At 65.5% G+C, this 13,224-nt stretch carries 13 protein-coding genes; 1 reads left to right on the plus strand and 12 read right to left on the minus strand.

Features of this window, described 5'->3' with window-relative positions; genetic code table 11:
- Positions 1-39 precede the first annotated feature (39 nt).
- The 9 genes from LU493_RS13135 to LU493_RS13175 all read right to left on the minus strand — a co-directional run bounded on the left by LU493_RS13135 (position 40) and on the right by LU493_RS13175 (position 10,854).
- Complete coding sequence (locus tag LU493_RS13135; RefSeq protein WP_275288238.1) at positions 40-1,347, minus strand: TRAP transporter large permease; 1,308 nt, start codon at positions 1,345-1,347, stop codon at positions 40-42.
- Positions 1,348-1,356: 9 nt separating this feature from the next.
- The gene (locus tag LU493_RS13140; protein ID WP_275288239.1) at positions 1,357-1,866 is read right to left on the minus strand and encodes a TRAP transporter small permease subunit; all 510 of its coding nucleotides are present in this window, start codon (positions 1,864-1,866) and stop codon (positions 1,357-1,359) included.
- The gene (locus LU493_RS13145; protein ID WP_275288240.1) at positions 1,863-2,492 is read right to left on the minus strand and encodes a TetR/AcrR family transcriptional regulator; all 630 of its coding nucleotides are present in this window, start codon (positions 2,490-2,492) and stop codon (positions 1,863-1,865) included. The genes LU493_RS13140 and LU493_RS13145 overlap by 4 nt, the downstream gene beginning before the upstream one ends.
- Before the next feature lie 86 nt (positions 2,493-2,578).
- Positions 2,579-3,718, minus strand: a complete 1,140-nt coding sequence (locus tag LU493_RS13150; protein ID WP_275288241.1) for a C4-dicarboxylate TRAP transporter substrate-binding protein — start codon at positions 3,716-3,718, stop codon at positions 2,579-2,581.
- Positions 3,719-3,897: 179 nt separating this feature from the next.
- Entirely contained in the window at positions 3,898-4,797 is a 900-nt protein-coding gene (locus LU493_RS13155) for a hydroxymethylglutaryl-CoA lyase (protein ID WP_275288242.1), read from the minus strand.
- Positions 4,798-4,976: 179 nt separating this feature from the next.
- Positions 4,977-7,001 (minus strand): acetyl/propionyl/methylcrotonyl-CoA carboxylase subunit alpha, encoded by a 2,025-nt coding sequence (locus LU493_RS13160; protein WP_275288243.1) that lies wholly within the window; start codon positions 6,999-7,001, stop codon positions 4,977-4,979.
- Positions 6,998-7,828, minus strand: coding sequence for an enoyl-CoA hydratase-related protein (locus LU493_RS13165; protein WP_275288244.1), 831 nt, complete (start codon positions 7,826-7,828; stop codon positions 6,998-7,000). The genes LU493_RS13160 and LU493_RS13165 overlap by 4 nt, the downstream gene beginning before the upstream one ends.
- A 135-nt stretch (positions 7,829-7,963) precedes the next feature.
- Positions 7,964-9,571: a carboxyl transferase domain-containing protein gene (locus tag LU493_RS13170; protein WP_275288245.1), complete on the minus strand. Its 1,608-nt coding sequence runs from the start codon at positions 9,569-9,571 to the stop codon at positions 7,964-7,966.
- A gap of 113 nt (positions 9,572-9,684) precedes the next feature.
- On the minus strand, positions 9,685-10,854 hold the full coding sequence (locus LU493_RS13175; protein ID WP_275288246.1) for an isovaleryl-CoA dehydrogenase: 1,170 nt from the start codon (positions 10,852-10,854) through the stop codon (positions 9,685-9,687).
- A gap of 191 nt (positions 10,855-11,045) precedes the next feature.
- Between LU493_RS13175 and LU493_RS13180 the strand changes: the two genes are divergently transcribed.
- Positions 11,046-11,750, plus strand: a complete 705-nt coding sequence (locus LU493_RS13180) for a lipoyl protein ligase domain-containing protein (protein WP_275288247.1) — start codon at positions 11,046-11,048, stop codon at positions 11,748-11,750.
- Positions 11,751-11,924: 174 nt separating this feature from the next.
- Here the strand turns inward: LU493_RS13180 and LU493_RS13185 are convergent, their stop codons facing one another.
- The 3 genes from LU493_RS13185 to LU493_RS13195 form a co-directional block, all read right to left on the minus strand.
- Positions 11,925-12,275 carry a VOC family protein gene (locus LU493_RS13185; RefSeq protein WP_275288248.1) on the minus strand — a complete coding sequence of 117 codons (351 nt, stop codon included), beginning with the start codon at positions 12,273-12,275 and terminating at the stop codon, positions 11,925-11,927.
- Between the two features lie 99 nt (positions 12,276-12,374).
- Positions 12,375-12,722: a GFA family protein gene (locus LU493_RS13190; protein WP_275288249.1), complete on the minus strand. Its 348-nt coding sequence runs from the start codon at positions 12,720-12,722 to the stop codon at positions 12,375-12,377.
- Positions 12,723-12,773: 51 nt separating this feature from the next.
- Positions 12,774-13,091: an antibiotic biosynthesis monooxygenase family protein gene (locus LU493_RS13195; protein WP_275288250.1), complete on the minus strand. Its 318-nt coding sequence runs from the start codon at positions 13,089-13,091 to the stop codon at positions 12,774-12,776.
- Between the last annotated feature and the right edge of the window lie 133 nt (positions 13,092-13,224).

Genomic DNA, 13,224 nt, shown 5'->3' on the forward strand with positions numbered 1-13,224 from the left:
TTGGGTTCCTTCAGGCGTTTGTTGTCGTTCTGTGTCGGGTCACAGCATCTGTTGAGGGAGGTAGAGTGAAAGCGCCGGGATCAGCACGATCAGCAGCAGAGCGACGATGTCCATGGCGATGAACCAGGCCACGCCCCTGAAAACCTCGGGCAAGGTCACGCTCTTCCCCAGCGCGCCCTTGATGACGTAGACGTTGAGTCCGATCGGCGGCGTGACCAGACCGACCTCCAGCAGCTTGACCACGATGATGCCGAACCACACCAGGTTGAGGTCGGCGCCTTCCACCAGCGGCAGGATCAGCGGTAGCGTAAGGAGCATCAGGCCGATGGAGTCGATGAACATGCCGAGCACCAGGTAGATCACCGCCACGGCAAGGATGATCCACCAGGTCTCGGTGCTGACGCCGAGGATCAGCTCCGAGAAGGCGGCGGGCACGCCGCTCATGGCCAGGAAGCGGGTGAAGAACAGCGAGCCGATCAGGATGATGAAAATGCTGGCGGTGCTGACCGCGGTGCGCACCAGAGCCTCGCGGATGGCGGTCAGAGTCAGAGTGCGGCGGGTCAGGGCGATCAGCGCGGCGATGGTGGTGCCCACCGCGCCGGCCTCGGTGGGCGAGAACACACCAAGAAAGATGCCGCCCAGTACCGCGGTGATCAGCAGCGGCAGCGGCCAGATATGGCGGAAGGCCTGCCACTTCTCGGCCCAACTGGAGGTCACCTGGGCGTGCCCGGCCAGCTCCGGCTTTGCCTTGACCCGAGCCATGATCATCAGGATGTACAGCAGCGCCGAGAGCAGCCCGGGCAGGAAGCCGGCCATGAACAGCTGGCCAACCGAGACCTGGGCATAGACGCCGTAGAGCACCAGCAACACGCTGGGCGGAATCAGCGAGCCGAGCGTGCCGGAGGCCGCCACGGTGCCGGTGGCCAGGCCCTTGTCGTAGTTTCGCTTGAGCATCTCAGGCACGGCGATGCGCGACATGGCCGCGGAGGTTGCCACGCTGGAGCCGGAGGCCGCGGCGAAGAAGGCCGAGGCCATGACGCTTGCGACCGCGAGCCCGCCGGGCAGCCGCGCGAGATACAGGCGCATGGCCTGGAACAGGCCCTCGGTCATGCGAGTGGTGGTGCACAGGTAGCCCATGAACAGGAACATGGGCGCGGCGGTCAGTTCCCAGGTACCGGCGAAGTCGAAGGGGGTGGCGGAAATCATGCCCCAGGCGACATGCATGTTGACCAGCTGGCCGATGCCGATGATGGAGACCAGCCCCAGGGCGACGCCAATGGGCACGCGCAGGGCGATCAGGGCGAGGGCGGCGGCGATGCCCGCCACGCCGATCTCGAGGTGACTCATGGCGGGCTCCTAGAGTGCCTGGCGAAGGCGAATGGCCTTCAGCATGTTAGCGACGATGGCAAGGCAGACGGCGGTGAAGCCGAGCGGCAGCGCCCAGCGGCTGGGCCACAGGTAGAAGGTGAAGTTGGCCATGGCGGTCTCCCGGGACGCGGTGGCATACAGTGCGTCCAGGTAACCCTGATAGCCGAGCATGGCGAAATAGATTACCCCCAGGACGCCGGCGAACAGGTAGAGCGCGAGCTGCACGGCGGGCGGGAATCGGCCGACCAGCACGTCGACGCTGATGTGCTCGCCCATGCGCTCGGTGTAGGCCAGCGGCAGGAAGACCAGCGCCACCATGTAGTAGAAGGAGACGATCTCCAGTGTGCCGGGGAAGGACTGTCCGACGAAGTAGCGCAGTGCGACGTCCAGGGTCACGTGCAGCGCCATCAGGATCAGAAACAGGGTGGCCAGCACCAGGGTGGCACGGTTGACCCAGTCGCTGAGGGTCTCGATATGGTGTCCGAGGGTGCGGATCATGTGGCTTCTCCCGGGAGGAGAGGAGGGCCGATGTAGCCGGTCTCGAGTAGCATGCGCTTCCAGAACAGCAGCATGTCGCGATAGAGCGCCGGGTCGTCGCGCCAGATGCTCTGGGCGCCCATGCCGCGCATCATGCACAGGGTGGCGTTCAGGGCGACGCGATTCTCGTCGGTGGTGTGGGCGCTGTTGGCGACGAGCTGTTCCCAGATCTGTTCCAGCGAGGCATTGAAGCGTGCCGCCAGCGGTTCCAGCACGCTCATGATGGCGGGATCGGTGCGAGCGGTGGTGAGGTACTCCAGAGTGACCATGAACAGATCGCCCTTGAAGTGCTCGTGCAGCGCCTGCAGCAGGCCGTCCACGCCCATCTCGCCTTCCCGCATGCGCTGGGCCAGGTCGCGCACGCTCATCACTTCGCGCTCGAGGAGGTCTTCGAGCGCGGCCTGCATCAGCGCTTCCTTGGTCGGGTAGTGGTGGACCAGGGCGCCGCGGGAGACGCCAGCGGCGCGGGCCACGTCGACCGTGGAGGTGGCGCGGATGCCCTGGCTCAGTACGCATTCGAGCGTGGCCTGCATGATCTTGGCCTGGGTCTGGCGGGAGCGCTGTTCCTGAGTCTGGCGTTGGCTCATTGGGGCCTCTCGTAAGGGGAAAGGCCGCCCAGGTTGAATCAAGAGCGCGAACGCTCGGGGCGGCCATGTGCAATGTCAGCCTGGCGTCAATAGACGCCGTAGTCGGCCGGGAGGGTGTCGTAGATCTCCCGCATGGCCAGCTCAGCCAGGGCATCCTCGTCGCTGCGGTCGACGTCGGCGAGCAGCTCCTGCCATTTCTGGTAGGTGGCCAGGAAGTTGTCGATCAGCGCTTTCGGGTCCTCGACACCGTACTTGTCTCGGGCGACGTCGTAGACGCCGTCCAAGGCCTGTTCGCGGAAATCCTCCACCGACTGCATCAGCTCCGGCTCGGGCATGAACACCTGGTTGCCCTTGTCCTGGGCCTCATCGAGGGCGGCGTCGGCGGTGGCCAGGTACTGCACGATCATGCGCGTCATGGCCTTGGCGGAGGCCTGCTTGAAGACGTCGCGCTGGTCGTCGGTCAGGCTGGACCAGAAGTCCTCATTGAAGCCCCACTGCGGGCCGGACCAGTACATGCCGGTGGGTAGCAGGGTGGTGTAGTCGGCGACTTCCCACAGCGAGCGGTCGATCAGGTCGTTGGCAGCGTTGGTGGCGCAGTCGAGCGATCCGCGGTCGAGGCCGGTGTACATCTCGCTGGAAGGCACGTTGACCGGGATGCCGCCGGCCTGTTCGACCCAGGACGAGACGGTGGAGCCGGCGGTGCGGATACGCTTGCCCTGGAGTTCCTCTAGGTTGCGCACTGGTTCGCGGCAGAACAGTACGTAGGGCGGCGTGGTGTAGGCGCCGAGGTAGACGATGTTGAGGTCCTGCCACTCCTGGAGCTGGATGGGGTTGTGGGTGCTGAAGTCGGTGACCGCGAGGATGGCGACCAACGGGTCATCGAAATTGAAGCCCAGCTCCTGCACGGCATTGGCGACCGGCATCTCCGAGGGCGTGTAGACCGCGGCGTGGTGGGCTACCTGGGCGATGCCGTCCTGGATGCCCTGCAGACTGGCGCGAGGGGCGAGCAGCACGGTGCCGGTGTAGACTTCCGGGTTGAGCTCGCCGTGGGACAGCTCGCGCACGGTCTCGGCCCACTCGATGTAGCCGTACTTCGAGTGCGGATGCTGCTGATCGTAGAAGGAATTGGCAATGAACGAGGTCTCGGCCTGGGCGTTGGTGGCCAGGGCGGGCAGCGTCATGGCGGCGGTGATCGCCAGAGTCAGGTGGCTTCGTTTGAGGGTCATCTTGTCTCCCGGGCCGTTGGTCGGCCATGCATTGTTGTTGGGCTCTACGAGGTGCCTGATGAAGTTCGGCACTTGGAGACTAGTCAGCTCTTCATAAAAAAACAAGCAGGACTGTTTGTTTTTGTGGCGCCATAGACACTCCATCGGGCTCAGCCTGGGCCGTGATGCCTTGGAAGCCGTTACTTGGCGGCCAGCGCCACGCTCGCCTTCGAACGGTTGGGCCGGCCGATGGCCTGGGTGATCCAGTCGCCGGTGGCGGCGAGTTTGTCGAGATCGACGCCGCTGTCGATGCCCAGGCCGTCGAGGAGGTAGACGACGTCTTCGCTGGCGACGTTGCCGGCGGCGCCCTTGGCATAGGGGCAGCCACCCAGGCCGGCGACGGAGCTGTCGATCACCGCCACGCCTTCTTCGAGCACCGCGTAGAGGTTGGCGAGTGCCTGGCCGTAGGTGTCGTGGAAGTGGGCGGCGAGCTTGTCCATGGGGATGTCGCGGGCGACGGCCTCGAGCATGCGCTTGGCCTTGAGCGGGGTGCCGGTGCCGATGGTGTCGCCCAGCGAGACTTCAAAGCAGCCCATGTCGTGCAGGGCCTTGGCGACTTCGGCGACCCTGGCGGGGGCGATCTCGCCTTCGTAGGGGCAGCCGAGCACGCAGGAGACGTAGCCGCGTACGCGAACGTTGGTTTCCTTGGCGCGCTCGAGCACCGGGGCGAAGCGTTCCAGGGATTCGGCGATGGTGCAGTTGATGTTCTTATGGGAGAAGGCCTCACTGGCGGCGCCGAATACTGCGACTTCCTCGACGCCGCATTCCAGTGCGGTCTCGAGTCCCTTGAGGTTGGGGGTGAGGGCGGAGTAGGTGATGCCGGGGCGACGTTCGAGCCGGGTCATCACCTCGCGGTGGTCGGCCATCTGCGGTACCCACTTGGGCGAGACGAAGCTCGCCGCTTCGATATGACGCAGGCCGGCGTCGGTGAGGCGGTCGATCAGTTCGAGCTTGGTGTCGGTGCCGATGGCTTCGGGTTCGTTCTGTAGCCCATCGCGGGGGGCGACGTCGACCAGGCGGATGCGTTTGGGGAATGCCATTGCAGAGCTCCAATCATTCGAGAGAATCCGGAGCAGCGGCTGATCCGGCGGCAGGCCTTGGCGAAGGCGCTGTGAATCCCTCCCTGGACGCTACATTCGCCATCCATGGCGAATGACCTTCGCTACGGCCTGCCCCCGGCGCCGCTTACCTTGGACGCTACTTGCCAGGGGCACGGTGGTTACTCGTCTGCAGCGAACTCCAGCAGCACGTCGCCTTGTCCGACGGTGTCGCCGGCCTGGAAGTGGAAGCTTTCGACCTGGCCGTCGGCGGGGGCGGTCAGGGTGTGTTCCATCTTCATGGCTTCCATGACCATCAGCGCCATGCCTTTCTCGACGCGTTCGCCGGGTTGCACCAGCAGGGTCACCACGGTGCCGTGCATGGGGGCGGTGAGGGTGGATTCGGCTTCCTGGCGGCCGTGGTCGATGGCGTCGATGCGTCGCCAGAACAGCCGGGTTTCGCGCCGTGGATCGACCATCACCACCAGGTTGTTGTCGACCAGTCGAGTCTGCAGGCGGCGGCGGTGGCCGTCCAGGGTTACCGCCACGGCGTCGCCGTCGAGCGGTTGCAGGGTGGCGTCGAAGGTCTGTTCGCCGATGCGCAGGCGCCAGGGGGCGCCGGGGGCCGCTCGCTTGCCCTCGACGGTGACCACGGCGTCCTCGTCGTCGATTCGGGTGGGGTCGCAGAGGGCGATGCGGATGGTGTGCTCGGCGTTGAGCCGGAAGCCGTCGTGGCGATCCCAGGGGGAGTCGCTCTCGCGTTCCTGGCCGAGCTGATGGAGGCCGACCAGGGCGGCGCTGGCGTATTCCTCGGCCGTATAGTGCCGCGGTGCGAACAGTTCTGCTTCGTGGTGCTCGATGAAGCGGGTGTCCAGCTCGGCGGCGCGAAAGGCGGGGTGCGTCGCCAGGCGTTGCAGGAAATCGCGGTTGGTGGTCACGCCCTGGACGTCGAGGGCGGCGAGGGCGCGGTTGAGGGTGGCCAGTGCCTGTTCCCGGTCGTCGCCGTGAACGATCAGCTTGGCCAGCATCGGGTCGTAGTGCATGGAGACGCTGTCGCCGCTGGCCACGCCGCTGTCCAGGCGTACCCGGGTCGGCTCGAGGCCGGCGCCGGCGAGGTCCAGTTCGAAGCGGCTGAGGGTGCCGGTGGCGGGCAGGAAGTCCTGTGCCGGGTCCTCGGCGTAGAGGCGTGCCTCGAAGCTGTGGCCGGTGATGGCCAGTTCGTTCTGGCTCAGCGGCAAAGGCTCGCCCATGGCGACGCGCAGTTGCCACTCGACCAGGTCCTGGCCGGTGATCATCTCGGTGACGGGATGTTCCACCTGGAGACGGGTGTTCATCTCCATGAAGTAGAAGGACCCGTCGGCATCCAGCAAGAACTCGACCGTGCCGGCGCCCACGTAGCCGATCTCCTTGGCGGCGCGCACGGCGGCTTCACCCATCTCGCGGCGCAGGGCCTCGGTCATGCCCGGGGCGGGGGCCTCCTCCAGCACCTTCTGGTGGCGACGCTGCACGCTGCAGTCGCGCTCGAAGAGGTAGACGCCGTGGCCCTGGGTGTCGCAGAACACCTGCACTTCGACGTGGCGCGGCTGGGTCAGGTACTTCTCGATCAGCATGCGCTCGTCGCCGAAGGCGGCCCGGGATTCGCGGCGGCAGCCGTCCAGCGCGGCCTGGAACTGATCGCCGCTTTCCACCACGCGCATGCCCTTGCCGCCACCGCCGGCGCTGGCCTTGAGCAGTACCGGATAGCCGATGCGGTCGGCTTCGGCCTTGAGCAGGGCGTCGTCCTGGGCGTCGCCGTGGTAGCCGGGCACCAGGGGCACGCCGGCATCAAACATGCGGGCCTTGGCGGCGGACTTGTCGCCCATGGCGGCGATGGCCGAGGCGGGCGGGCCGACGAAGGTGATGCCGGCGTCCGCCAGGGCGGCGACGAAATCGCCGTTCTCGGAGAGGAAGCCGTAGCCGGGATGCACGGCGCCGGCCCCGGTGCGCCGGGCGGCGTCGATCACCGCCTGGATATCGAGATAGCTGGCCTGGGCGGCGGCCGGGCCGAGGCGCACGGCCTCGTCGGCTTCGCGCACGTGGCGAGCGCTGGCGTCGGCATCGGAGTAGACGGCCACGGTGCGCAGGCCCATGCGGCGGGCGGTGCGCATCACGCGGCAGGCGATCTCGCCGCGATTGGCCACCAGCAGGGTATCGAAGGCATGGCTCATGAGGAGCGCTCCGTCGTGGAAGGAGGTTCGGGGGCCCAGGCAGGGCGGCGCTTGTCGAAGAAGCTGGCCAGGCCTTCCTGGCCCTCGTCGCTGACACGCAGCTCGGCGATCACCTGGCAGGTGCGCTCGCGGGTCGCGGCGCTGTCGGGATCGCGGGCGACCTCGGCGAGCAGCGCCTTGGTGGCACGGCTGGACTGCGGTGAGGTGGCGAGCAGCGTCTCGACCATGGCGTCGATCGCCTCGTCCAGGGCGTCCGGCTCGACCACGCGATGCACCAGACCCAGGGCCTCGGCGGTGGCGGCGTCCATGACCTCGGCGGTCAGCGCGTAGCGGCGCATCTGCCGGCTGCCGATGGCGCCTTGCACATAGGGGCTGATCACCGCCGGCGAGAGGCCGATCTTGACCTCGGAGAGGCAGAAGCGAGCCTTCTCCGAGGCGATGACGATATCGCAGCAGGCGGCCAGGCCCACGGCGCCGCCGAAGGCCGCGCCCTGAACGCGGCAGAGCGTGGGGCAGGGCAGGGTGTCCAGACCGTGCATCAGCGCCGAGAGCTGGCGGGAGTCCGCCAGATTGTCCTCGAGATCGTAGTCGACCATGCGCTTCATCCAGCCCAGATCCGCCCCGGCGGAGAAATGCTTGCCCTGCGAACCCAGTACCAGCGCGCGGACCTCGCCACGCTTGGCGGCCTCCCTCACGTGCTGAAGATGCCCGTTGAGCTCGCCGATCAAGGCATCGTCGAAGGCGTTGAGGACCTCCGGGCGATCCAGGGTCAGCCACGCAACGCCTCGGGCATCGATTGCGAGTCTTGAATAGCTTGTCTGTGACATCTCGAACCTCGTTAACAGAGCTTGAAGCCGGAAGCTGGAAGCTTGAAGAAACCCCGATATCTTGCCTCCAGGGGCGTGGGGTAGTGACTTCCAGCTTATAGCTTCAAGCTTCCGGCTCCCTTGCGCAGCAAGGGGTCACATCCTGAACACGCCGAATTTGGTGTCTTCGACCTCGGCGTTCATGGCGGCGGCGAGCGAGAGGCCGAGTACGTCGCGGGTCTGGGCGGGGTCGATGACGCCGTCGTCCCAGAGTCGCGCGCTGGCGTAGTAGGGATGGCCCTGGTGCTCGTACTGGTCGCGGGTCGGTTGCTTGAAGTCGGCTTCCTCCGCGTCGGACCATTCGCGTCCCTCGCGCTCGATCTGCTCGCGCTTGACCTGGGCCAGCACCCCGGCGGCCTGTTCGCCGCCCATCACCGAGATGCGGGCGTTGGGCCACATGAACAGCAGGTTGGGCTCAAAGGCGCGGCCGCACATGCCGTAGTTGCCGGCGCCGAAGCTGCCGCCGATCAGCACGGTGAACTTGGGCACCTTGGCGCAGGCCACGGCGGTGACCAGCTTGGCGCCGTGCTTGGCGATGCCTTCGTGCTCGTACTTGGAGCCGACCATAAAGCCGGTAATATTTTGTAGGAAAATCAATGGGATTTTCCTTTGGGCGCAGAGCTCGATGAAATGCGCGCCCTTCACGGCGCTCTCCGAGAACAGCACGCCGTTGTTGGCGACGATGCCCACCGGGTGGCCGTGGATATGCGCGAAGCCGGTGACCAGGGTGTCGCCATAGGTACGCTTGAACTCGTCGAAGGCGGAGTCGTCGACGATGCGGGCGATCACCTCGCGCACCTCGAAGGGCTTCTTGAGGTCGGTGCCGACGATGCCGTAGAGCTCCTCGGGGTCGAGGCGTGGCGGCCTGGGCTCGGCCATGGCCAGTTGGCCGCGCTTCTGCCAGTTGAGCCGAGCCACGCAGCGCCGCGCCAGTTGCAGGGCGTGGGCGTCGTTCTCGGCGTAGTGATCGGCCACGCCGCTGATCTTGGCGTGAACGTCGGCGCCGCCCAGGTCTTCGGCGCTGATCGATTCGCCGGTGGCCGCCTTCACCAGCGGTGGGCCGCCGAGGAAGATGGTGCCCTGTTCGCGGACGATGATGGATTCGTCGGCCATGGCCGGGACATAGGCGCCGCCGGCGGTGCAGGAACCCATGACCACGGCGATCTGCGGAATGCCCTCGGCGGAGAGGGTGGCCTGGTTGTAGAAGATGCGCCCGAAGTGGTCGCGGTCGGGGAAGACCTCGTCCTGGCACGGCAGGTAGGCGCCGCCGGAATCCACCAGGTAGAGGCAGGGCAGGCGGTGCTTGCGGGCGATCTCCTGGGCGCGCAGGTGCTTCTTCACGGTCAGCGGGAAGTAGGTGCCGCCCTTGACCGTGGCGTCGTTGGCGACGATCACGCATTCCACGCCGGAGACGCGGCCGATGCCGGTGACCACGCCGGCGGCGGGCACTGGGCTGTCGTAGACCTCGTGAGCGGCCAGCGCCGAGAACTCGAGGAAGGGCGAGCCCTCGTCGAGCAGATGGTCGATACGGTCGCGGACGAACAGCTTGCCGCGCGACTCATGCCGGGCGCGCGCCTTCTCGCCACCGCCCTGGTGAATCGCCGCGGTCAACGACCGCAACCCGCCCACCTCGGCGCGCATCGCCGCCTCGTTAGCCTGGAAACCCTCGCTGCGCGGGTTGATCTGGGATGTCAGAACGCTCATTTATCCCTCCGGGATAAAAGCTCGAAGCTCGAAGCCGGAAGCTTGAAGACCCCCCCCCTCAACCAAGGGTTTGCTCTATCTTCCAGCTTCAAGCTTCCAGCTTATAGCTGGGTTTACGCCGATTCATTAAAGATTTCGCGGCCGATCAGCATGCGGCGGATCTCGCTGGTGCCGGCACCGATCTCGTAGAGCTTGGCGTCGCGGAGCAGGCGGCCGGTCGGGTATTCGTTGATGTAGCCGTTGCCGCCGAGCAGCTGAATGGCGTCGAGTGCCATCTGGGTGGCCTTTTCGGCGCAGTAGAGGATCACGCCGGCGGCGTCCTTGCGCGAGGTCCGGCCGCGGTCGCAGGCGCCGGCGACGGCATAGAGGTAGGCCCGGCAGGCGTTCAGAGTGGTGTACATATCGGCCACCTTGCCCTGCACCAGCTGGAATTCGCCGATGGACTGGCCGAACTGCTTGCGTTCGTGGAGGTAGGGCACCACCACGTCCATGGCGGCCTGCATGATGCCGATGGGGCCGGCGGCCAGCACGGTGCGCTCGAAATCGAGGCCGCTCATCAGCACCCGCGCCCCCTTGTTCACCTCGCCGAGGACGTTCTCCTCGGGCACCTCGCAGTCTTCGAAGACCAGCTCGCAGGTGTTGGAGCCGCGCATGCCCAGCTTGTCGAGCTTCTGGGCGGTGGAGAACCCCTTCATGCCTTTCTCGACGATAAAGGCGGTAATTCCTTTCGAGCCCGCTTCCGGATCGGTCTTGGCGTAGACCACCAGGACGTCGGCGTCGGGGCCGTTGGTGATCCACATCTTGTTGCCGTTGAGCACATAGTGCTCGCCGCGCTTCTCGGCCTTGAGCTTCATGGAGACCACATCGGAGCCGGCGCCGGGCTCGGACATGGCCAGTGCCCCGACATGCTCGCCGCTGATCAGGCCGGGCAGGTATCTGGCCTTCTGCTCGGCATTGGCGTTGAGCTTGATCTGGTTCACGCAGAGATTGGAATGGGCGCCGTAGGAGAGCGCCACCGAGGCGCTGGCCCGCGAGATCTCTTCCATGGCGATGCAATGGGCGAGATAGCCCATGCCGCTGCCGCCGTCCTCGTCCGGCACGGTGATGCCGAGCAGGCCCATGTCGCCGAACTTCTTCCAGAGATCGTCGGGGAATTCGTTCTTCTCGTCGATCTCGGCGGCGCGCGGCGCGATCTCGTCGCGAGCGAAGGCGTTGACCTGGTCGCGCAGCATGTTCAGTTCATCGTCGAGACCGAAGTCGAGGGGCTGGTAGGGCGCGTGCATGGCGAACTCCGCTGGTCTGGTGACGCGCCACGGGGCGCGTCCGATCATTCTTCGAGGTGATGATGCCAAGACTAAGACAGGTTTACGTTAACGTAAAGGTCATGGGAGAGAGGTTCGACCAAGGTGGTGTGCGATGGCGCCGGTCGGGGGTGACGACGTAAGCTTGGGCCTTCACGACGGGAGCGAGCGAGATGATGACGAACGACAGCATCCTTCGACATCCCACGGTGGAAGAGGGGCTCGCCGCCGAGGAAGCGTTGCTGGAAGGGGTGTGCCGGGGCGAGAGCCACCTGGAGTGCCTGGTCTGGTCGCCGCATGACCATGCCCTGGTGATGCCGCGTCGTCACGCGCGCCTCGAGGGCTTCGCCGAGGCGCGGTCGCGCCTGGAGGCGCGAAGCTGGCCGGTGCTGTTCCGTGCCACCGGCGGCACGCCGGTGCCCCAGGGGCCGATGGTGGTCAACCTGGCCCTGGCGGTGCGCTGCGAGGTGCGCAGTTCGGCGGCGCATCTCGAATGGGGCTATCACCGCCTGGGCGACCCCTGGTGTGAATGGCTGACATCTCTGGGCGTGGCCTCGGCGGATCTCGGCGCGGTGCCGGGCGCCTACTGCGATGGCCGCTTCAACGTGCGCATCGCCGGCCGCAAACTGGTCGGCACGGCCCAGCGCTGGCGTCGGGTGAGGGGCAGCCGTGACATGGCGTTGCTGGTGCATGGCGCTATGCAGGTCGAGGGGACGCCGTCGGCGCTGGTCGAAGTCGTCAACGACTTCCAGTCGGCCGTCGGTGATGCCCAGCATTTCCGGGCCGAGAGTCATATCGCCCTGCGCGACGCATTGCCCGACCTGGCGCTCGAGACGGCCTTGACCGATCTGGTGGCGCGTCTGCGCTCGGTAACCTAAGCAAACACTGCTTAAATGCCTGCGCATGCAAATCGCTTCGTTACGCGGTGCTCGAAAGCTCGCCTAACCTCTCGTTATGTCTCGCTTTCTGTGCTCCGTGCGCCTTGCGCTTCACTATGCTCGGCTATTTATTCAGCGTTTCCCTAAGCCGGGCCAGAGGGGCGGCCACCTCGCTCATTCATGCTGCAGGATATTGATCAGCTTCCCGAAGGGATCGCGGACATAGAATCGGCGCACGCCCCATTCCTCGCTGACGGGGCCGTATTCGACGGGAATGTCAGCCTTCTCGAACCTCGTCAGGGCGGCATCCAGGTCGTCGACTTCGATCGACAGCGCCGGTACCGGTGTGCCGGATCCGCCCTGTGAGCCGAAGTTGACCTGGACCATCATCCGTTCGTCCGAGCCGTATGTCCGGAACCACCCATGATCCATGAGCAGGTCGAGGCCGAGGATATCCTGGTAAAAGGCGGCTGCCTGGTCGAGCGCCGGCGTATCGGTATTGGCGACGATGCGTTTGACCTTCATTATCCCTCCGAAATCGCTGCCGGTGAATGGCAGGGCCCAGTCGCACCGCAAGCGCGCAGCGCCAGAAGCGTCGATCGGGCGTGATGGAAAACAGGTGCCCTACAAGGCGCGGCCATCGACCGGCACTCTTTCCAGGTCCGACAGTTCTACCCCCTCCAGACACCGCACATTGATGGCTGCCGTTTCAGCGCCCGAGCGGTCGGCGCCGAAACCGAACGGCGCGCAGCCGCATTCGGGACAGAAATGGTGCTTGATGACGTGCTTGTTGAAGGTATAAGTGGACAACACCGACTCGGGGCTCTTCAAGTTGAAGTCAGCGAGCGGCACGAACCAGAGCAGATAGCCCTTGCGACTGCAGTGCGAACAGTTGCACTCCATGACCTTCTCCAGGTTGCCTTCCACCTCGAACGTTACCTGGCCACAGTGACAGCTACCTTCGTACTTCATGAGTGATGCCTCCACTTTTTGTCTCCGGGGTATGTCGGTCGATTTGCCGGATCAGTATGAAAGGTGTTCCTTGACGTCATAGTGCTGGGACCGGTCATCCCATCGCGAGAGAACGGCTCTCGCCTTGTCGGGAACGTAGGATACGGTGGGGTCATCGCCAATGAAGTCTCTTACCGCGTCCCATGAATCGAACGTCATGATCGTGATGAATTCGATCTCGACGTCGTGTGGTCGTCGCAAGAGCTGGATGTCTCGGTATCCGGGGATGCCCTTGGCGGCAATCCCGGGGAATATCTCGCCCTTGAGGAGTGCTTCGTACTCGTCCGCATTCTCGGGCGTTGTCCAACCGTGCCAGATTCTCTTGATCATGCGATGTCTTCCCGTATGCGATGAGGCGGGTGTGGCGCCACTTCGATGAAAAAAGGATGCTCGTGGCATCTTGGAGTAATCGCATCGATGCAGTATGGCAGTTCGCGATGAGCGTGCCAGTCGGGAAGGGAAC

Origin of the sequence: Halomonas elongata (genome assembly GCF_029081005.1) — a bacterium.
Lineage (GTDB): Bacteria > Pseudomonadota > Gammaproteobacteria > Pseudomonadales > Halomonadaceae > Halomonas > Halomonas elongata_B.

Bases quoted from the DNA above. Each gene is read 5' to 3' on its own strand.
- LU493_RS13190 (WP_275288249.1), bottom strand. From the start codon at position 12,722: ATGAAGTACGAAGGTAGCTGTCACTGTGGCCAGGTAACGTTCGAGGTG.
- LU493_RS13150 (WP_275288241.1), bottom strand. From the start codon at position 3,718: ATGACCCTCAAACGAAGCCACCTGACTCTGGCGATCACCGCCGCCATG.
- LU493_RS13180 (WP_275288247.1), top strand. From the start codon at position 11,046: ATGATGACGAACGACAGCATCCTTCGACATCCCACGGTGGAAGAGGGG.
- LU493_RS13160 (WP_275288243.1), bottom strand. From the start codon at position 7,001: ATGAGCCATGCCTTCGATACCCTGCTGGTGGCCAATCGCGGCGAGATC.
- LU493_RS13175 (WP_275288246.1), bottom strand. From the start codon at position 10,854: ATGCACGCGCCCTACCAGCCCCTCGACTTCGGTCTCGACGATGAACTG.
- LU493_RS13145 (WP_275288240.1), bottom strand. From the start codon at position 2,492: ATGAGCCAACGCCAGACTCAGGAACAGCGCTCCCGCCAGACCCAGGCC.
- LU493_RS13165 (WP_275288244.1), bottom strand. From the start codon at position 7,828: ATGTCACAGACAAGCTATTCAAGACTCGCAATCGATGCCCGAGGCGTT.
- LU493_RS13140 (WP_275288239.1), bottom strand. From the start codon at position 1,866: ATGATCCGCACCCTCGGACACCATATCGAGACCCTCAGCGACTGGGTC.
- LU493_RS13135 (WP_275288238.1), bottom strand. From the start codon at position 1,347: ATGAGTCACCTCGAGATCGGCGTGGCGGGCATCGCCGCCGCCCTCGCC.
- LU493_RS13195 (WP_275288250.1), bottom strand. From the start codon at position 13,091: ATGATCAAGAGAATCTGGCACGGTTGGACAACGCCCGAGAATGCGGAC.
- LU493_RS13185 (WP_275288248.1), bottom strand. From the start codon at position 12,275: ATGAAGGTCAAACGCATCGTCGCCAATACCGATACGCCGGCGCTCGAC.
- LU493_RS13155 (WP_275288242.1), bottom strand. From the start codon at position 4,797: ATGGCATTCCCCAAACGCATCCGCCTGGTCGACGTCGCCCCCCGCGAT.
- LU493_RS13170 (WP_275288245.1), bottom strand. From the start codon at position 9,571: ATGAGCGTTCTGACATCCCAGATCAACCCGCGCAGCGAGGGTTTCCAG.